Source organism: Bradyrhizobium sp. 604_D8_N2_3, from assembly GCF_051810765.1.
Lineage (GTDB): Bacteria > Pseudomonadota > Alphaproteobacteria > Rhizobiales > Xanthobacteraceae > Bradyrhizobium > Bradyrhizobium barranii.
On the sequence record NZ_JBPWPM010000001.1, the window covers coordinates 8,038,512 to 8,055,769 of the forward strand.

Here is a 17,258-nt window from a genome sequence, read left to right on the forward strand (position 1 = left end):
CGATCAAGAAGCTACTTGTAAGAGGATTGGCGGATGCGAAACAATCGACGATCACACGGACTGTGGGTGCTGACTGCGCCACCAGCGCCACAAACTGCTCCACTTACTGATGAAATTGCAGCGGATATCGTCGTGATTGGCGGTGGATATACCGGGCTGTCGGCGGCACTTCATCTAGCTGAAGGTGGAGCGCGTGTTGCGCTTTTGGAGGCGTCTGAAATAGGATTCGGCGGGTCCGGGCGGAACGTCGGACTCGTGAATGCGGGCATGTGGCTCATGCCTGAGTCGCTTCCGGCCGCGCTCCGCGCGCCTTTTGGTGAACGGTTACTTGAACAGCTCGGCCGCGGACCGCAGACGGTATTCGAGCTCATCGAAAAGCACCACATCGAATGTGAAGTCGAACGTGCCGGCACCTTGCATTGTGCGGTCGGACGTAAGGGCTTGGAGGAGGTTGAGGCCCGTGCCGAACAGTGGCAGAAGCGTGGAGCGCCCGTCCTGGTGCTAAATGCGGAGGCAACACGCAGCAAAGTAGGCGGTGGCGACTACACCGGCGCGCTGCTCGATAAGCGCGCCGGCACCATACAGCCATTGGCTTATGTGCGAGGGTTAGCGCGGGCCGCGCTTGCGATGGGAGCCAGGATATTTACGCATAGTGAGGCCGTCATGGCGCAACAGAATGGTTTCCGCTGGAGAGTCGGCACCGAAAGCGGATCTGTAGAGGCCGACTGGGTGGTCGTCGCGACGGACGCTTATAGCAAGGGACTTTGGTCTGAGGTACGGCAGGAACAGATTCAACTGCCCTATTTCAACTTTGGCACGCCATGTCTGCCCGATGATCTGAGAAAGTCGATCCTGCCTGAGCGGCAGGGTGTGTGGGACACTCGAGAAGTCCTCTCTTCGTTTCGTCTCGATCGCTCCGGGCGACTCGTGTTTGGCAGTGTTGGTGCGCTTGAGGGGATTGGGCGATCTATTCACCGCGCTTGGGCCCAAAGATCGTTGCACAAGCTTTTTCCAGGACTTCGGGGCGTCCAGTTTGAAACCGGCTGGTTTGGCATGATTGGAATGACCTCCGACAACTTGCCCCGGCTTCACAAGCTGGACCGCCAAGTCATCGGTTTCAGTGGCTATAACGGCCGCGGAATCGCACCAGGCACTGTGTTTGGCAGTGTTTTGGCTTCGTACGTATTGGGGCAGATCGCGGAGAACGACCTGCCGTTGCCGGTCACCGCCGTTGAAGCCCAGCGCTTTCGTGCAGCGCAGGAGGCGTTTTATACGGCGGGCTCCCAGCTTGTTCACCTGATGGATTCCTGGTTCTGATCACCCCAGCAACCCGGTTGGCTTCACAAGCTGCCCTCGCTCGAAGCATGCCGGTCCTCGTGATGTTGTTATGATGTGTTCAAGGGCGCCGTCATGGAACTTAGCATACCTCGGGTAGACAATCGGATGGTGAAACGACGAGCTTGCGACGGGTGACGTTCATGACTCGAGCTGTCGGTTCTCCGCCGAATGCCAGTCCGCACCGTGGAGGCGGATCATCTCCCCGACGGATCGCTCGATGAAGACGCGCTCAACGCAAAAGCCGGCAGTGACCGAAGCCGCACTTTAAAAGGGTTTCTCGATATCGCGAGACACCAGCGCGAAGGCCCACTCCAAACTGGAAGCGCTCATGAGTTGCCGTCACGGCGGTCGAAAGGGAAGCACCAGCCTGTGAGGCGAGTTCTGCGTCATTTCGTTTCGCTGAACCCGTCTGGAAACTCCCTTATGATGGACAGGGCAACTTCGCCTCCCTGCTTTATCCCGGCATCGTAGTGCTAGATGCCAGCGCGGCTTTCTGTTGGGGTGTCATAATTAATCCATGCGCCGAGCGCGTGCGGTGCGCGGCGAAATCTCTTCCGAATAATGAGGTTGTCCACAGGAAGCTGTGAATAGCCGGCGTAAGGTTCTGCTATTTGCGGTTGCACGCCGGGAAACGTGTTCCACTGCTCGTAACGAATCGGGGAGAACCGCCAGCTTGCGACTGGCGGCCCCGATTGCCCGCGCAACGCTGCGGACTGCGGGCCAAACGCTGATGTTAGCAGCAACAGCATTAGATTCGGTAAGCCCCGAGAGGTCAAGTCCGGCTTTACTCTAGTGACAGAAGTCGAATGGCTACCTATAAGAACGCCAACTACCTACCGCAATCTAACAGCGACTGTTTCGATCAGGATCAGGGGCCGGGAGTCGCGGCTCCCTTTGCCGCTCTCTACCGATGCACGGGCTGTCATCGCGAAATCGGAATTGCAGCAGGCCACACATTGCCTCCGCAAAGCAATCATGCGCATACGTCAGCACAAGCACCATTCGATGGCGTCTGATCGTATGGGCAGATCACAATCCGAAGTGAGCGACCGACAACAGCGGAAGTCCGGTTCAGCCGGGCTTCTACACTCTTGTTTGGAGATGCCCATTCAGGCGAGAGTACTTGAGAATGAGCTAGAAGTATTTCGCGGCCGGGTCTTCAGCATCTTCCACTTCCGGCATCATTACTTTCGATGCATCGGACAGCGAGCCGCCAATGGAATTCAGCATCATTCTGAGAAGATTCAGAGCTTTCGCAAACGTCTTCGCCTCCGATTTGCCGCGCAACCAGCCCACTTGCCATTGCCACTAGCGTCCGGTGGCTCCGGGTTGAACCATCGAAGGTCATCAGACAGCGTTCGCCGCGCCTCGCGCTCGTGCGGTTTGCCTAAGCATTTCGGCGGTTCGCCTAACGGACCCAAGCCGTTTGGCTCTTTGCGGCCCGAAAATCGTTTTGGATTCTTGCGAGTGCGGCCGGTCGCCCGGGCTTTGCTGAGAGGAACGCATGCGCGTGCCATTGAAATTCATTCCTTTATATAAATTGGCTATGGGGACTCCATTTGCAGCTGTGCGCGTGAACGACCCGGTCGGTGTTTGGGTTGGCCGTTCTGTGCCTTTCGAGATGCCCTACCCATGTGGAACCACGCGAGCGCGACAAAGATTGCAATCAGGTGCATGCTCCGAACAAACATCTTCTCGGAAGCAACGGCAATACGGGCAACGGCGATGAATGAAGTTACGATGCTCAACGCGGAGTTAGATCGCTGCAAGGCTGAGCTGAGGGACCTTAACGCGAAGATGAGCTCAATTTCCTGCACGCAGCCGGTGGACATGACCGCAGTCGAGGACGTGGCGAGGCGAATTCGCCAAATTGCCGAACGGGTCGAAGTCTTGACGCGCACCATCCTCCACGGTCCACAAGCCGGAACACAATAAGGCTGCCAGGAGCGCTGCCGGGCGGCCAGTTACAAAGTTAACCCGGCAGGGAGATGCCCAGGTTAGATCATATTTCTAAGCCTTGCGTGTTCTTGCAGCAGCTCAACTTCTTCTGTCTGAGCCCCTGTTGCTTTCGTCAACTGTCGGCCACCTAGTCTTGCGAAGCGATTCGCGATCACCGTAGGTCGCAGGAACGTGCGCTTTTAGATGACGTAACGTGCGCGACACGCGATGCAGCTTCTGCGCTGCTACGGTCGAAAATGTCTTAAGCGGGCAGATATTCTGGCGGGAATTGTGCGAGGGCTTTAGCCTCTTCGCCCTGCCCGTGCGTTGGATGTAACCGTTGACATAAGTGCGATGCCAAGGGCCGCGTCCCCAAGCCGGATGATGAGCGGACCTGAGGCGCATTCAGCGAAGCTCGAGTCTGCCAAGGACCGCGAGTGCTCGCCACGAAAGATCGCTTCGCGGTCCTCAAATCGCGTGTTGCTCAGGCAGTCGCCTGCTGAAGCCCGACTTCCCCATGCCAACCGGAGCGTCTTCAGCGCAAAGGCCCCGTCTCCATGGAGCGCCGCCCGCGAACACTTGCGAATGGCGCCTCCTTCATACTCAACATTTCGCGTTGTCGTGTTCAGCCGTATCCGGCTGAAGACGTTAATGTCGGAGACCAGACACTAACGCGCGAGTATTCCGTCGCCTGAGCCGAAGAACATGGTTTTGCCCTCTTCAAGCGGGGCTCGCAAATGGCTTTGGTGGCACGTGGATTGCTGGGACACCGAAAAGAGCCCGTACGATCATGACGGCCTCGCAGTCGCCGGCCCAGGAGTCCAAATGAAACTTGCTCGATTGATCGCGGGCGTCAATCATCTCCATTCTCGCCAGCATTTCAACTCATCTAGTGTGTCGATGCCCATGCCGTAGTAGTTCGGTGCTACTATACGTGGCGAACGACGGTGGCACCCGCACGGAATCTATGCTTAAGGTCAGATCATGAAACCGGTTCTCGTCTTCGATTGGAATGGAACGTTGCTCGATGATGCATACGCACTGCTCGAAACCACCAATGCAATTCTAGATCGCTTTGGTCGTACAACGATCGACATGAAGACGCTTCGGGAACATTGCGACGTTCCGCTGTCTCTTCTTTATCGCAGCCTCGGACTATCGCGAGACGAGCTTGCGACGGTGGATCGCGATGGGAGTGCAATGTTTCACGACGCCTATGAGGCTCTTGCGGGCAGAGCCGATCTACGCGAGGGCGCGCGCAGAGTCTTGGAGTTGGCGCGCCGAGAAGGGGCTTCGTCCATCATCGTGAGCAACCATATAGTCGACCCTCTGCGCTACCAATTGAGAAGACTTGGAATCAATGACTGCATCGACGATGTGCTCGCGTTCGAAAGCCGCGACACGCAATACAAATCGACAAGCAAAGGAGAGCGACTTCGTCTATACATGCAGAAGAACAACTTGAAACCAGCGTCAACTTTCATCATCGGCGATATGCCGATCGAAACGGATATTGCACGGAATCTCGGACTGATAAGTATAGCCATTACCGGGGGATTTGTTTCCGAGGCGCGCCTGCAAGCGGCGCATCCAGACTACACGATTAACAACCTTCATGAGCTGTTGCCAATCTTACGAAGCTACGGTTTTTTTGGAATGCACAAATCATGATCGGCGAAGATCACCGCACAGCGTCTGTAAAACCTTGATCATGTCGTCCATGTTGAACGAGTTTATCTCGGCGATTCGAACTCCGCCTTCGACATCGCACGCGTCGCATGGCTCAACTCAGTCGCGAGTCCAGCATCTGCAATACCGAACCCGTAATCCGGTACCTGCCGCACTCGCGGCATTCCAGGCGCCTGTAGTCGTCACCGGTGGACTGCTCGAGGCTTGACGATGCCAGATCGAACAATAACCCATCTCTCACCCACACATTGCCGCTCTTACGACCTCAGCGATCCCAGATAGTCGAGCGTGTTGGCAAGCGTCACATTGTAGAATCGGAGAGCAACTTCACCCCGTGCGTCGAACGCTGACCCCAGCTATTCCATCGCAAGTCAGTACTGGTCTGGACGAAATCAGCAGTAGGCCGGGGTCATGGTTGGACGCTGACGGGGCCAGTTGGGCATCCGGAACTCCGCAACCGTAACAGCACCAGCGCTCGTGCCGCACGGTACGCCAAAGGCACCGGTTCGGTTTGACGCGCGGGTCGCGCTGCCGGATGGAGATGCGCTTCGCCGCTGCTGGCGGACATAGTCCAATTCGCTCCCACACCCCCTACCCAGGGGACCTGTTCGTGTGCGCCACAGGCGAGTCAACGACCTGACTTTCTGAGCCGCTGGGAGAACTCGGCGGCTGCTCCTCAAGATGCATGCGCTCGCGCGCGTTCGCGGGCTTCGCGGCGACGCTGGAAGCGCTCGCGTCAGCGGTTCGCTCGTTCCGAGGGCTGGGCACCGATGGCACCGGCCCGGCCGTTTCGACTGGGACCTTCTCCGTCGGCTCGTCTTGGCCTCGGCGCGCCTCCATGGTCTCGAGCACAACTCGCCCTCTCACCGTGATTCTCCAACCGCCGTTTTGGCGCTCAACGAGGCCGTCCGAAAAAATGTCCAGCCCGGGAACGCGCGCGGCCAGCCGTTTGGTGCGCTCGGCCCATTCCGGGCCGCTGGTCGCGAGGATTGCCATGTCCCGCTTGAGGCCCGCCATCACGGCAAATCCTTGGGGGTAACTCACCAGGATCTTCAAGACTGTGACCTGGAAGTTCACTCCGCACCTCGCCCGATCAACGCCACATGATCGACGCTCGGGCCAGGGCTTTACGCCCTATATGCCGCAGCAGCTTCGGCGTTGTTTCGTCGGTCTTTGCGGCTTCGACGATCTCGGAGGCCAAACCAGCGCCGCTCCCCTTGCGCGGAAGCGTCTGGCAAACCTCGTCAAGTACCGCTTGCGATAGAGCGGTCGTGGGGTGTTCAAACATGGACGCCTATCCTACCGTAAGTCTTTCGACCTTGGGATTCCCGCAGTTGAGGTAAACTCTGCCGCGTTGCGCACGAGGGCTCGCGCTCTACTGATGTACCGCGGTCTTGATTCTGATCGATGCGGACTCAAATTGGTAGGCCGAGCTGCAGCTCGGCCTACGGTTCGCCCTGGCGTGAAGACAAGAAGGCGGATCGGCTTTGGAGCGGGTATCTCGTTTGAAGGAAGACGAGCGACAAGTTTCGAGCTCGCAGCGGCTCGAAATCGGGACGCGTCCGGTCCTGCTCCGCGTGATGATCTCGAGATCGTTGAACCTGCCCCTCAGTTTAACCGTCCGGCCCCGCGAACCTTTGTCCTCGCAGTGCCTCCAGACCTTCTCGATGAGCGGCTGTGCCTTCCTGACAACGGGGGGGGACGCCGGGGTGTCGACACCCAGTCAAGGCGATGCCGGTGATCTTGACGACGCGGCGCCGCGTGCAGATGTTCGCGATTGAACATGAGAGGCCTCCATCATCATTCAACATTCCGCGTTTGTCGTGTTCAGCCGTGTCCGGCTGAAGACGTTAATGTCGGGGACCAGACACTGAGGCGCGAGTATCCCGCCGTTGCGCCGAAGAATATGGTTTTGCCCTCTTCAAGCGAGGCTCGCAAGCGGCTTTGGTGGCACGTGGATTGCTGGGACACCGCAAAGATTCTGTACGACCATCACGGCCTTGCTGTCGCTGACCCAGGAGTTCAAATGAAGCTTGCTCGATTGATCGAAAATGCCATGGACATTGCGCTGTTGCCTACGTCCGGCTTAAAGCTTTGCCGCGTTGCCCCGCGGGTGGCTATCTCCGAGGTCGAGCACCATTTTCTCGAGGAGTATTCGCACCCTCTCCGCCTGAAGTCTTCCTCGGTGCCGTTTAGCAACGCCCGAGGGGGCATTCGCGTGGGCCACGGCATCTGTCTTCCTCGCCGAACCATAATCGACCCTCGCGTGTAGCCGAGCGGATGGCGGCCCGTGTTCTGATCTACGGTGGTTGCCTCGAGGGGGAGCCGACAACCCCGCGCCTTTTATCGAAACGCATGGCTACGGTATCGAGCCCGAGCTGAAGAGCGGAATGTGAAGCGAGGGACGGAGGTGCCATCGCCCCTTGCTTCACACGAAAGCTAGAGGAGTTCAACAAAATGCGCGCCCCGACCTATTCCGAAGCCTTGGAATTCGCGATCGACCGATCCTACGACATTAACCTCGACATGTTGAGGTCACGGAATTTGCACCTTGACACGCACAACGATTATCTCGTCGGCACATATCCGCCTCTCAAGGCAATGGGCGATCTAGATGCCGAAAACTTGTTGCTTCAGGTTACGCCGTCAATTGATCTCTACTTTCACGTCCCCTTCTGTGATCAGCATTGCACCTTTTGCCACTTCGCCAAAGAAATCCATCCATCTCCCGAGCGAGTGGAGCGCTATCTGGCGGCCTTAGATAAAGAGATGAGTTGGTCGGACGCGGCACTGGCTGACAGAGCTGTTGAGACTGCTTTCTTCGGAGGCGGTACCCCCTCGTTCCTGACCAACAGTCAACTCAAAACGCTATTTGGTATGATTGGCCGGCGCTTTGATCTGTCTAAGTCCGAGGTGAGCTTCGAATTACATCCCTCTCTTGCAAAGCAAGTGGATGCTGCAGATCGCATATCGACACTGCTCAGATCCGGCGTAAACCGCTTTGTATTGGGCGTTCAGAGTCTAGATCCGAGCATTTTACGCATACTAAACCGCGGACACCGCGTGGACGAGGTAGTACAACTCGTAAGATTGCTGAATGAGATGGGCGTTGAGAATCTCTCGCTCGACCTCATGTATGGATTGCCGCAGCAAACGCTCCGTAGCTGGTACGACTCACTCATCGGCTTACTAGATTTGGGGATAGAGAAGTTCAATGTATTCCCCTTGATGTTCAAATCTACAGACCCCGTGGCCCGCCATTTGGCTCAGGGACGATATCAATTCGCCGGGGCTAAGGAGCGCATTATCATGCATTTTATGGCCGAGCACATCCTCACGACACTGGGCTATCGTCACGGGCCGATTTTCTACTGGAGTAAGCAGTCGCAGCCACACTCGGTTCAACAGCGCCGCAAATACGATTCCTGGAACGACAATAATCTGGTTCCGTTTGGGGTTGCCGGATTTGGCTACATGAGCCAGTGCCAGTTCTATAACGAGGCAGATTTAGATCGTTATCTATATAGGGTCGAGGCTGGCGAGAAGCCAGTGTGGAAGGGTGTTGTCCTGTCGCAAGATGATCTCATGCGCAGAACAGTAATGTTTGCCCTGCGAAGCAGTGGAGTGTCGCTCTCCCGCTTCGAGCGGGAGTTTGGGGTGTCGATTGAGAAATGCTTTGGCCGCGAGCTGGAAAAGTTGAATGAGGCAGGCCTCATCTGCATTTCAAATGACGGCCTGCTTTCGTTAACTGCCGCCGGCACCATCAATTCGGGCGCGGTATCGCTGCTATTCTTCTCGAACAATATACTTGAGCAGGTCGCGTATAACGACAGTAGGATAGCAGACAAACGAACTGATCTGCTCGAAAAGCATGATTACTCACCGGCCGCTCGATACGGATCAAGTACCGAAATGCAAGTTGCATTTCGATGAAGCCGCGGGCGGGCTCGTTTATGGTCACTCCTTTTTCCGTTTCCACTCCGCAAAGCTCGCCTTGCGAAGGGCACGACATATTTTTGCATCTGGCCGATAGTATTGATCGGCGGCAGCGAGAACGCCCGCTTGGGCTGGTCAGCAATTTTGTCACCGATGAACTGCCGCACTGCATTGCGGAAATCAAATGCAGTGAACGACCAGATGAAGCGGTTAAGGCGCTTGGACGCAGCGTCCACGCGATGATCGCCGCGAGTGACTATGATGCGTTGCTGCGAAGTCTTCCGCAGTCCGACTTCGAGATCGCTAAGACAGATATCCAATATCTCGTAAATTGTGCTTATCAGATGTCTGCGTTTGCCGGCCTTCACCCCCTGGACGCGGAGCTGACGGTGGGAGAGGCACTGAGCCGCCTTGCGCGATCAAGTTGTGACCGGCAACCCGGCATCGAGGTCCTCTCCTATGAAGATATGATCCTTACGAATCCGTTGCAGAACGATCCACGCGTATACTGCCTCGGCGCGGCCGGGGTCGAGGAACGAGATTTTTGCTTAGGCCATCAGATCATCGAGAGCGAATTGCAGTCAGCAATGGACGCTCTCCTTGACTTGCGTGATGCGGCCGAGGTGGATGCGGGGCAATGTCTTGCGCTTTGCTTGGCGCGCCTTGAGTCAGCAAACTATATTCTGACGCGCTTTTATGAACATATGTCACCGGACCTATTTGGCCAATTTCGTGTGTTTTACGGAAAAAATCCTTACAAGAATACGCTTGGTCCAAGCGGCCGCTTCTCGGCCCGGATCGTGGCAGTGTCGGTGCTACTACTAGGTGAAGAACTCTTCCACCAGAAACCGCAATTCTATAGTGATCTATATCGGCTTTCCGAATATTATCCGCAGAGGTGCATTCACGAGGTATTCCGCTGGCTCTCGTCAGACAACGGGAGTGCACCGATCAAGCCGAGTTGGCTAGAAGGGAAAGGGGAGTTTCCCAGGCTTGCGACGATTTCGCCAGTAGTGGAGCATCACGGCGACGAAATCGGAAGGCTGCGCGCGTCCTGCATTTGTGCGCTGGATCGGTTTACCCTGATGCACCGAAGTACGGCGTTAAAATATACCGTCGAGCCGGGTCGTCCAATCGTCGGCGTTGAGGTATCGGAGAATGTTGAGGCTGTCCTTTCTCAGCGACTGTTGACAGAGGCGGGTCGGTAAGCTGACGGTGGTCCTGCTTGGCTAAACAGAAACGATGCCATAGGCGCGGTGTTCGACGCCCGTCGAGAGGTGATAATCGATGTCTCAAGACGAACTGATCGTTCGTCGGTTCGAGTCCGGGGATAGCGATGGTGTATGGCATCTGCACAGAAGCGCATCGCAGCATGTTGGTGTGTGTGGCCCGGAAGGGACCTGGGAGGATGATTTACGCAGTATCGGCGCAGTATACATCGGGTCGGGCGGAGACTTCGTAGTTGCCTATATTGGTCCCCAACTCGCTGCCATGGGTGCGCTGAAACGTGTCGATGACGATGTCGCAGAAGTTAAACGTATGCGAGTCGATCCCGACTTTCAGCGACGAGGGCTTGGAAGGAGGATTCTTCGTGAATTGGAGTCGCGAGCTGTTGCTCTCGGTGTCAAGTGGATAATGCTCGACACAACAACGATCCAAGCAGGGGCTCAGAGACTTTACGAGACCGCTGGCTATGTTCGCCGCAAGGAAGGGACGTTGCACGGATATGCAGTGATCTTTTACGAGAAGCGGCTCATTGGCCAGGACGACCCCACATGAGCAAATGATGCGGATATTCGAATGAAGCTCTACGGACCGCTCAGATAAAACCGTCACATCCCGCGAAGCCCCCCTTTCAACAGTCCCGCGAGATCTGGGGCCGGAATGAATCGTGTCACTGTAGCTGACGAGGACTAAAGATTTCGCAACCGACAGCCCTCGAACGCACGCCCAAACTCACACCTGCCTGAATCAGCGTTGAGCTCAAAAGAGAGCTGGAGCGGTGCGCCCGCGACTTATCGGCATCCGAGATCAGCTGGAACAGCTCAACGCGTCGACCTTGCCGCGGCACCGAAGCGCGTATCACTTATCAGCCCCCAGTCTTCCAGCAGACAAGACCTGCTCAAGGCCAATCTGTCGGCACGGCGCTCGGTCGGACAATGAGTAATCGGCTGCCAGCGGCTCCAAGTTACGAGCGTCTGTGTAGCGCGTCGATCTGGATGGGAAGGCGCGGCAATCTGGATGGCGACAGTGTCGCGGCGGAGAGATGATTGCCGCGCAGATTGTCGCGCAAGAGTTTTGTTGAAGTCTGATTGTCGCGGAGCTTCAATCAGCGACGGTTTTCGGTGCCGCGTGTGAGGCGCGCCCTGGACCACGCTTCCGTTCGAGCGCGGTGCGCCTGCGACATGAGGTGCCCCCAAGAGGGAAAACCCCATCCTAACCGGTCTTGCCGACTTGTGGATTCAGGAATGTTAAACTTCGCCCCAAGTACAGCATCGAATTGGCGAGCAGAATTGTCTCAAAGGCCGCTCAGAGCGCAGGCAACGCACCCGGTGACGTTGCACGCCCTGGCTTTTTGAACCATCTTCTTCAAGTGTCGCACGGAACTCACGATACATTCCACTCGTTCCTGCCCATCTCTCTTCCCGTCGTCCAGCCATGGCTCGAAAATCAAATCTGCCTCGCCGCCTGCAGCCCATGCTGGCCACTCTGACAGATTCGGCCTTCGACGATCCCAATTGGGTCTTCGAGGACAAATTCGATGGTTTTCGCATGGTCGCGGAAATCCGGGGTGGTCGGGTCGCACTCTACAGTCGCAACGGGAAGATCATCAGCCACTCCTATGTCGAGGTCGCGAAAGCACTTGAAGGCGTGAAGGCGGACGCTGTCATCGATGGCGAGCTGGTTGCGATCGGAAAGGACGGCGTATCCCATTTCCAGTTGCTTCAGAACGCCCTGCGCCATGAGGCTAAAGCTCGTGAAGCTCAAGACCGCCAAGTCGCCGTTCCCTGCCAAGGTGAAGGATGAGCAGGTCACGACCTGGGTACGCCCTGCATTGGTCGCAGAAGTGAAGTTCGCGGAGTGGACCAGCAAGGGCGAGCTGCGCCAGCCGGTCTATCTCGGGCTGCGGTCTGACAAAAACGCGAAGGACGTTGTTCGCGAAAGGAGCCGGTCGCGAAAATAATGCGCTTGTGACGAAGCATACGACTTAGAATTCAGCCGGCTTCGCGCTCGGATGTCGAAGGCCACGGCGGCAGGGGCGGCAACCCGAGAGCCTTGCGTACCGGTCCGAACGATCGCCGGTGAGCTGCGCATGCGCCAAGGCTGGCGAGCGCCTCATAATGAGCCGGCACCGGGTAGCCCTTGTGATCTGCGAATCCGTAGCCGGGGTGACGCACGTCGAGCGCCCGCATGACCCTGTCGCGCTCGACTTTCGCGAGGATGGAGGCGGCCGCGATGCTGGCGGACTTGGCATCGCCCTTAATAGTTGCCTGCTGAGGGATGTCGATTTCCTTCAACCGCTTCGCATCGATCAGCAAGTGCTGCGGCGTCAACCCTAGCCCCCGGACCGCCCGCTGCATCGCCTGGATGCCTGCCCAATAGATGTTGATTGCGTCGATCTCCTCGACCTCGACGAATGCTACGCACCAACTCTCTGCCTTTTCCTTGATTTCCTTCGCGAGTTCTTCGAGAGCCGCGGCGTCGAGTTTTTTCGAGTCGTCGATCCCGACTATCCGCGTGCCTGGTTTAAGGATCACGGCTCCAGCGGACACGGGCCCGGCGAGAGGGCTCATTCCCGCCTCGTCCACACCTGCCACGGCAAAATGGCCGCTCTCCCAGAGCGAGGTCTCGAAGCGGAGCATCTTGCGGAGGCGCTGCCCTTCGGACCGATTTTCGAAGCGACGTTTATCGATTGCAGCCAGGATGGCACGCGCTCCCGCGCGGCTGTCGGCACGCAAGATCTGCTCCACGCTGGCCTCGAGCGGTCTTTTCTCGACGATGTAGCGTTGACGCAATACGTCTAGTGAATACTGGGACATAACGCCCTTCGTGAAGACTGTCTGTAGGGAAGCGTGTCGGTGAATTTTGTGGCGATTGTCTGAAGTACCTATACCGCCTCATCGGCTGCGCAACGCCCTCTCGAAGGAACTGGCCCGCTTTCACTTCCGCGTCGCCACTGACACCGCGTCCATCTGCCTCAGAGGGAACCAAGGGGTGTGTTCATCCCGAGCAAGGCCAATACGTCATGCCGGCGACGGAGAAATGGCGATGGCATGCTAGCCGCGCTAGCCGAGCGCCCGCTTAACCTCGTCCACGGCCCTATGCCCCGTTGCTTCGGCTTCGCCGTCTGTCGCCCTTCCTGGCATCGCGCACCGCCCGCCGGGCCACCATTAGCCTGTCGACGAAATGATCTCGCGTGACATCTCGAGAGTGTGATTTGCCCTCCGCCAGAGCCTGCCGCGAACAACAAAACAGTGGCCGTCCGGCGTCACCGAATGCCTCACGAGATACCTAAGCCGACTTCCGCTGCGGCTTGGCCGCCGGCTTCTTCGCCGCGGCCTCTTTCGCCGGCTTTTTGCCTGCGATCGGCATCAGCATTTCCTTCTGCCCGGCGGCCGCCTTGCGCGGCTTTTTTCCTGATTTCTTGGATGCCTCTGCCGCGGCCCCCTCTCGTCCGATGCTCTTGCGCAGTGCTTCCATCAGATCGACCACGTTCTCGCCGCGGGGTCGCGCTTCGCGGTGATGGGTTTGCCGGCGCGCTTCTGGTTGATGAGCTCGATGAGAGCGGTTTCGTACTGGTCTTCGAACTTGTCCGCCTCGAAATGTCCCGCCTTCTGGTTGACGATTTGCCTGGCGAGATCGAGCATGTCCTTGGTGACTTTGACGTCCTGGATGTCGTCGAAATACTCATCCGCGGAACGGACTTCGTTGGGATAACGCAGCAGCGTTCCATCAGCCCTTTGTCGAGCGGCTCGAGCGCGATGATGTGTTCGCGATTGGTCAGCACCACCCGACCGATCGCGACCTTGTTCATCTCGCGGATCGTTTCGCGAATGACCGCGAAGGCATCGTGCCCAACTTTGCCGTCAGGGCGCAGATAATAAGGACGGATGAGATATCGCGGATCGATCTCGCTGCGGTCGACGAACTCGTCGATCTCGATGGTTCGCGTCGATTCCAGCGCGACGTTGTTCTCGAGCTCCTCCTTCGTCACTTCGATGAAGGTGTCGATGTCGACCTTGTAGCCGTTGACGATATCCTCGTTGTCGACCTCCTCGCCGGTATCGGCGTCGACCTTGGCGTATTTGATCCGGTGGCCGGTCTTTCGGTTGAGCTGGTTGAAGGAGACTTTTTCGGATTCCGATGTGGCCGGATAGAGCGCGACCGGACAGGTGACGAGGGAAAGACGCAGGAAGCCTTTCCAGTTAGCGCGGGGGGCCATTGGGGGAACTCCGATACTGATGCCGGAATCAAGACGATCCACCCAGCTTGGTTCCGCCACCGCGCCCCTTCCCCCCACGACGATTTTTCTCGACGCGGGCCGGAGCGGACTCGACTTTTGTTCTCTTTATGTTCTAATTCGAAAATGACCGATCGACCCGCGAGCTGGCGCATGCCGACGCCAAAGCAGATGGAAAAGCTGGCCGCTCAAGCCGCCCGCAGGCCAGCTCTCCCCGCTACGGCTCCAGATGCGCCACTCCCCGCCATTACTGGGAATCGATCCTCAAAGACCCGCGCGCCGTGGCTGCCGGGGCCCAGATGCGGCAGCGACGTCTTTCGGAAATTCAACGCCACATCCTGCGCATCTCCTGCCGCCGCTGCGAGCGAACCGTGGAAATCCAGACCGCCGATGCCGTCCGATTGTATGGCGGCAACGCGGTCTGGAAGGACGTCGCGCAGCGACTGATCGACAACACCTGCCAGCAGCGCACCGGAAGACACGAAGAAGACGGGTGCTGGCCGGCGTTCGAGACGCCTTAGCCCGCTTCCATATCGCCGATCCGATCTCTTGCGCCTGGATGTCCGGATGGCCTCGAAGTATCACCCTACGCCGCTGTCGGGCGGCGACCGCAAGGCTCTGGCGAAAGAGCTCGGCAAGGCGCGGGCAATGGCCAACATCCTGGCTACCCGGTCGGCGGAGACGCGGGCGAAAGGAGAAGCGCTTATCCAGCAGGCCGACAAGCTGCTTTGCGAAAGCTGGAACGAGCGGATGTGGTCAGACGGCGAACCAATAGATCCGTCGCCTACCATCGACCAAGCGGTGAATGGAGGCTTCCCTTGGCTGGAGATCCAGTGCGCACGCTGCAAGACGCCGAGCGACGTTGACCTCGCGGCGATGAAGCATCCGCCGACCACATTCGTGCACGATCTCGCCAGCCGGCTGCGCTGCCGCAAATGCGCAAAGGCGGGCCGGCGTCCCTCCGCGACTCTGCTACAATTAGCCTGGGACCCGCGCCACCCTCGGACCGAAGCCTGACCGATGTGCTGGCCGGCGTTCGAGACGCCTTAGCCCGCTTCCATATCGCCGATCCGATCTCTTGCGCCTGGATGTCCGGATGGCCTCGAAGTATCACCCTACGCCGCTGTCGGGCGGCGACCGCAAGGCTCTGGCGAAAGAGCTCGGCAAGGCGCGGGCAATGGCCAACATCCTGGCTACCCGGTCGGCGGAGACGCGGGCGAAAGGAGAAGCGCTTATCCAGCAGGCCGACAAGCTGCTTTGCGAAAGCTGGAACGAGCGGATGTGGTCAGACGGCGAACCAATAGATCCGTCGCCTACCATCGACCAAGCGGTGAATGGAGGCTTCCCTTGGCTGGAGATCCAGTGCGCACGCTGCAAGACGCCGAGCGACGTTGACCTCGCGGCGATGAAGCATCCGCCGACCACATTCGTGCACGATCTCGCCAGCCGGCTGCGCTGCCGCAAATGCGCAAAGGCGGGCCGGCGTCCCTCCGCGACTCTGCTACAATTAGCCTGGGACCCGCGCCACCCTCGGACCGAAGCCTGACCGATGTGCTGGTGTGGACGGCCTCTCATCCCCACGGTTTGATGGCGCTCTCGGCGTCACAGAAAGATGAGAGGAAAGTCTAATGAATATTCCCGTTCGTATCGGCATGGATACCTCGAAGTCGGTGTTCCAGCTTCACGGTGTTGATGAAAATGAGGTAGTGGTTGTCCGGCGCCAATTTCGGCGAGCTGAGATGATCCGCTACTTCGAGCGGCTTCCGCCGGTTCTCGTCGCCATAGAGTCTTGCGGCAGCTCGCACCATTGGGGGCGCCTGCTCCAATCTTTCGGACACGAGGTAAAGCTGATCCCTCCTCAATACGTGAAGGCTTACGTGAAGCGCGGCAAGAACGACGCGGCCGACGCCGAGGCACTGTGCGAGGCGGTTACCCGGCCCAGCATGCGGTTCGTACCGGTGAAGTCGAAGGAACGGCAAGCGGCTTGCATGTTGATGACTGTGCGGGAACGCCTGGTCAGCGTGAAGTCGCAGCTCTCCAATGCTTTCAGGAGCTATGCGGCTGAGTTTGGTATCGTCGGGCCCGCCGGCCAGCAGAACGTCGCGGCACTCATCAAACGTGTGCTCGAAGACGAAAGCCTGCCGGAAATGGCGCGGGATCTCTTCCGCCTTCAGGCTGACGAGTATGCCGCGGTCCAAGCTCGCCTGGCGAAGATCGAGGCCAAGCTGATGAAGTGGCATCGCGAGGATGACATCAGCAGGCGTATTGCGACAATTCCAGGCGTCGGTCCGATTGGGGCGTCGATGCTCAGCATGAAAGCGCCGCCGCCCGAGACGTTCAGATCGGGTCGCGACTTTGCGGCGTGGCTCGGGCTGACACCCAAGGATCATTCAACTGGCGGCCGGCAAAGGCTCGGCGGCATTACAAAGGCCGGAGATTCTATACTGCGATCGACGTTGATCGTCGGTGCAACCGCACTGCTGAGGCATATCCGAAAGGGCCGTCATAAGCCCACACAATGGCTCGCTTCGCTGCTGGGGCGAAAGCCGCCAAAGTTGGTCGCGGTGGCCTTGGCAAACAAGTTTGCCCGCATCGCTTGGCGCTTGATGATATCGGGTGGCGTGTACAAGCAGCCGGTAGCCGCCATGCCGACTTGATCTGAAATCGGCCCGCGAGCAGGTTGCTCGGCGGATTGCCCACGAACTTGCAGGACGCAGTAGATGGAAGGACCGATCGGTCGATACGCGCGAGCTTCCGAAGATTACACTGGCACTAAGAATGTCGCCCATGTGCTTGGAGCGTGCGTAGCGAACACCATCTCGGCCAGCGGGCTTTGTCCGCGCAAACAGGCCGGACATCTGATAGCAAGCGATCTGGCCAAAAGTCTGCTACAATC

The 17,258-nt window shown here is 58.1% G+C and carries 13 protein-coding genes and 3 pseudogenes; 10 read left to right on the plus strand and 6 right to left on the minus strand.

Translation table 11 applies throughout. The features are described from left to right. Positions 1-33 precede the first annotated feature (33 nt). Entirely contained in the window at positions 34-1,317 is a 1,284-nt protein-coding gene (locus AB7245_RS38605; protein ID WP_007596417.1) for an NAD(P)/FAD-dependent oxidoreductase, read from the plus strand. A gap of 1,155 nt (positions 1,318-2,472) precedes the next feature. Here AB7245_RS38605 and AB7245_RS38610 read toward each other — a convergent pair. Continuing rightward, complete coding sequence (locus tag AB7245_RS38610; RefSeq protein WP_157158605.1) at positions 2,473-2,634, minus strand: hypothetical protein; 162 nt, start codon at positions 2,632-2,634, stop codon at positions 2,473-2,475. 1,626 nt (positions 2,635-4,260) lie between these two features. Between AB7245_RS38610 and AB7245_RS38615 the strand changes: the two genes are divergently transcribed. Further along, a complete protein-coding gene (locus AB7245_RS38615) occupies positions 4,261-4,947 on the plus strand; it encodes an HAD family hydrolase (RefSeq protein WP_007596419.1) in 687 nt (228 codons plus the stop codon). A gap of 609 nt (positions 4,948-5,556) precedes the next feature. Here AB7245_RS38615 and AB7245_RS38620 read toward each other — a convergent pair. From AB7245_RS38620 to AB7245_RS38630, 3 genes are all read right to left on the minus strand, one after another. After that, entirely contained in the window at positions 5,557-6,042 is a 486-nt protein-coding gene (locus AB7245_RS38620) for a hypothetical protein (protein ID WP_439035555.1), read from the minus strand. A gap of 16 nt (positions 6,043-6,058) precedes the next feature. After that, complete coding sequence (locus AB7245_RS38625; protein WP_007596423.1) at positions 6,059-6,253, minus strand: hypothetical protein; 195 nt, start codon at positions 6,251-6,253, stop codon at positions 6,059-6,061. A gap of 87 nt (positions 6,254-6,340) precedes the next feature. Continuing rightward, on the minus strand, positions 6,341-6,688 hold the full coding sequence (locus tag AB7245_RS38630) for a DinB/UmuC family translesion DNA polymerase (RefSeq protein WP_439035779.1): 348 nt from the start codon (positions 6,686-6,688) through the stop codon (positions 6,341-6,343). A gap of 734 nt (positions 6,689-7,422) precedes the next feature. On the opposite strand from AB7245_RS38630, the gene AB7245_RS38635 reads away from it, so the two are divergent. The 4 genes and pseudogenes from AB7245_RS38635 (at position 7,423) to AB7245_RS38650 (ending at position 12,085) form a co-directional block, all read left to right on the plus strand. Continuing rightward, positions 7,423-8,898 carry a coproporphyrinogen-III oxidase family protein gene (locus AB7245_RS38635; RefSeq protein WP_439035556.1) on the plus strand — a complete coding sequence of 492 codons (1,476 nt, stop codon included), beginning with the start codon at positions 7,423-7,425 and terminating at the stop codon, positions 8,896-8,898. Next, positions 8,895-10,109: a hypothetical protein gene (locus AB7245_RS38640; RefSeq protein ID WP_439035557.1), complete on the plus strand. Its 1,215-nt coding sequence runs from the start codon at positions 8,895-8,897 to the stop codon at positions 10,107-10,109. The genes AB7245_RS38635 and AB7245_RS38640 overlap by 4 nt, the downstream gene beginning before the upstream one ends. Before the next feature lie 79 nt (positions 10,110-10,188). Continuing rightward, a complete protein-coding gene (locus AB7245_RS38645; RefSeq protein WP_439035558.1) occupies positions 10,189-10,680 on the plus strand; it encodes a GNAT family N-acetyltransferase in 492 nt (163 codons plus the stop codon). Between the two features lie 879 nt (positions 10,681-11,559). Continuing rightward, positions 11,560-12,085: pseudogene (locus tag AB7245_RS38650) on the plus strand (ATP-dependent DNA ligase). Between the two features lie 31 nt (positions 12,086-12,116). Here the strand turns inward: AB7245_RS38650 and AB7245_RS38655 are convergent. Further along, on the minus strand, positions 12,117-12,941 hold the full coding sequence (locus tag AB7245_RS38655; protein WP_439035559.1) for a ribonuclease HII: 825 nt from the start codon (positions 12,939-12,941) through the stop codon (positions 12,117-12,119). Between the two features lie 472 nt (positions 12,942-13,413). Further along, positions 13,414-14,344, minus strand: a pseudogene (locus AB7245_RS38660) (Ku protein). 144 nt (positions 14,345-14,488) lie between these two features. Here AB7245_RS38660 and AB7245_RS38665 point away from each other — a divergent pair. The 4 genes and pseudogenes from AB7245_RS38665 to AB7245_RS38680 all read left to right on the plus strand — a co-directional run bounded on the left by AB7245_RS38665 (position 14,489) and on the right by AB7245_RS38680 (position 17,019). Then, positions 14,489-14,883 (plus strand): annotated as a pseudogene (locus AB7245_RS38665) (hypothetical protein). A 46-nt stretch (positions 14,884-14,929) separates the two neighbouring features. Next, a complete protein-coding gene (locus AB7245_RS38670) occupies positions 14,930-15,379 on the plus strand; it encodes a hypothetical protein (protein ID WP_439035560.1) in 450 nt (149 codons plus the stop codon). Positions 15,380-15,458: 79 nt separating this feature from the next. After that, entirely contained in the window at positions 15,459-15,908 is a 450-nt protein-coding gene (locus tag AB7245_RS38675) for a hypothetical protein (RefSeq protein WP_439035560.1), read from the plus strand. Positions 15,909-15,990: 82 nt separating this feature from the next. Beyond that, complete coding sequence (locus AB7245_RS38680) at positions 15,991-17,019, plus strand: IS110 family transposase (RefSeq protein WP_439035561.1); 1,029 nt, start codon at positions 15,991-15,993, stop codon at positions 17,017-17,019. The last annotated feature ends 239 nt before the right edge of the window (positions 17,020-17,258 follow it).

Excerpts from the sequence above, each read along its gene's own strand:
- AB7245_RS38605 (WP_007596417.1), top strand. The coding sequence starts at position 34 with ATGCGAAACAATCGACGATCACACGGACTGTGGGTGCTGACTGCGCCA.
- AB7245_RS38615 (WP_007596419.1), top strand. The coding sequence starts at position 4,261 with ATGAAACCGGTTCTCGTCTTCGATTGGAATGGAACGTTGCTCGATGAT.
- AB7245_RS38625 (WP_007596423.1), bottom strand. The coding sequence starts at position 6,253 with ATGTTTGAACACCCCACGACCGCTCTATCGCAAGCGGTACTTGACGAG.
- AB7245_RS38635 (WP_439035556.1), top strand. The coding sequence starts at position 7,423 with ATGCGCGCCCCGACCTATTCCGAAGCCTTGGAATTCGCGATCGACCGA.
- AB7245_RS38640 (WP_439035557.1), top strand. The coding sequence starts at position 8,895 with ATGAAGCCGCGGGCGGGCTCGTTTATGGTCACTCCTTTTTCCGTTTCC.
- AB7245_RS38645 (WP_439035558.1), top strand. The coding sequence starts at position 10,189 with ATGTCTCAAGACGAACTGATCGTTCGTCGGTTCGAGTCCGGGGATAGC.
- AB7245_RS38655 (WP_439035559.1), bottom strand. The coding sequence starts at position 12,941 with ATGTCCCAGTATTCACTAGACGTATTGCGTCAACGCTACATCGTCGAG.
- AB7245_RS38670 (WP_439035560.1), top strand. The coding sequence starts at position 14,930 with ATGGCCTCGAAGTATCACCCTACGCCGCTGTCGGGCGGCGACCGCAAG.
- AB7245_RS38675 (WP_439035560.1), top strand. The coding sequence starts at position 15,459 with ATGGCCTCGAAGTATCACCCTACGCCGCTGTCGGGCGGCGACCGCAAG.
- AB7245_RS38680 (WP_439035561.1), top strand. The coding sequence starts at position 15,991 with ATGAATATTCCCGTTCGTATCGGCATGGATACCTCGAAGTCGGTGTTC.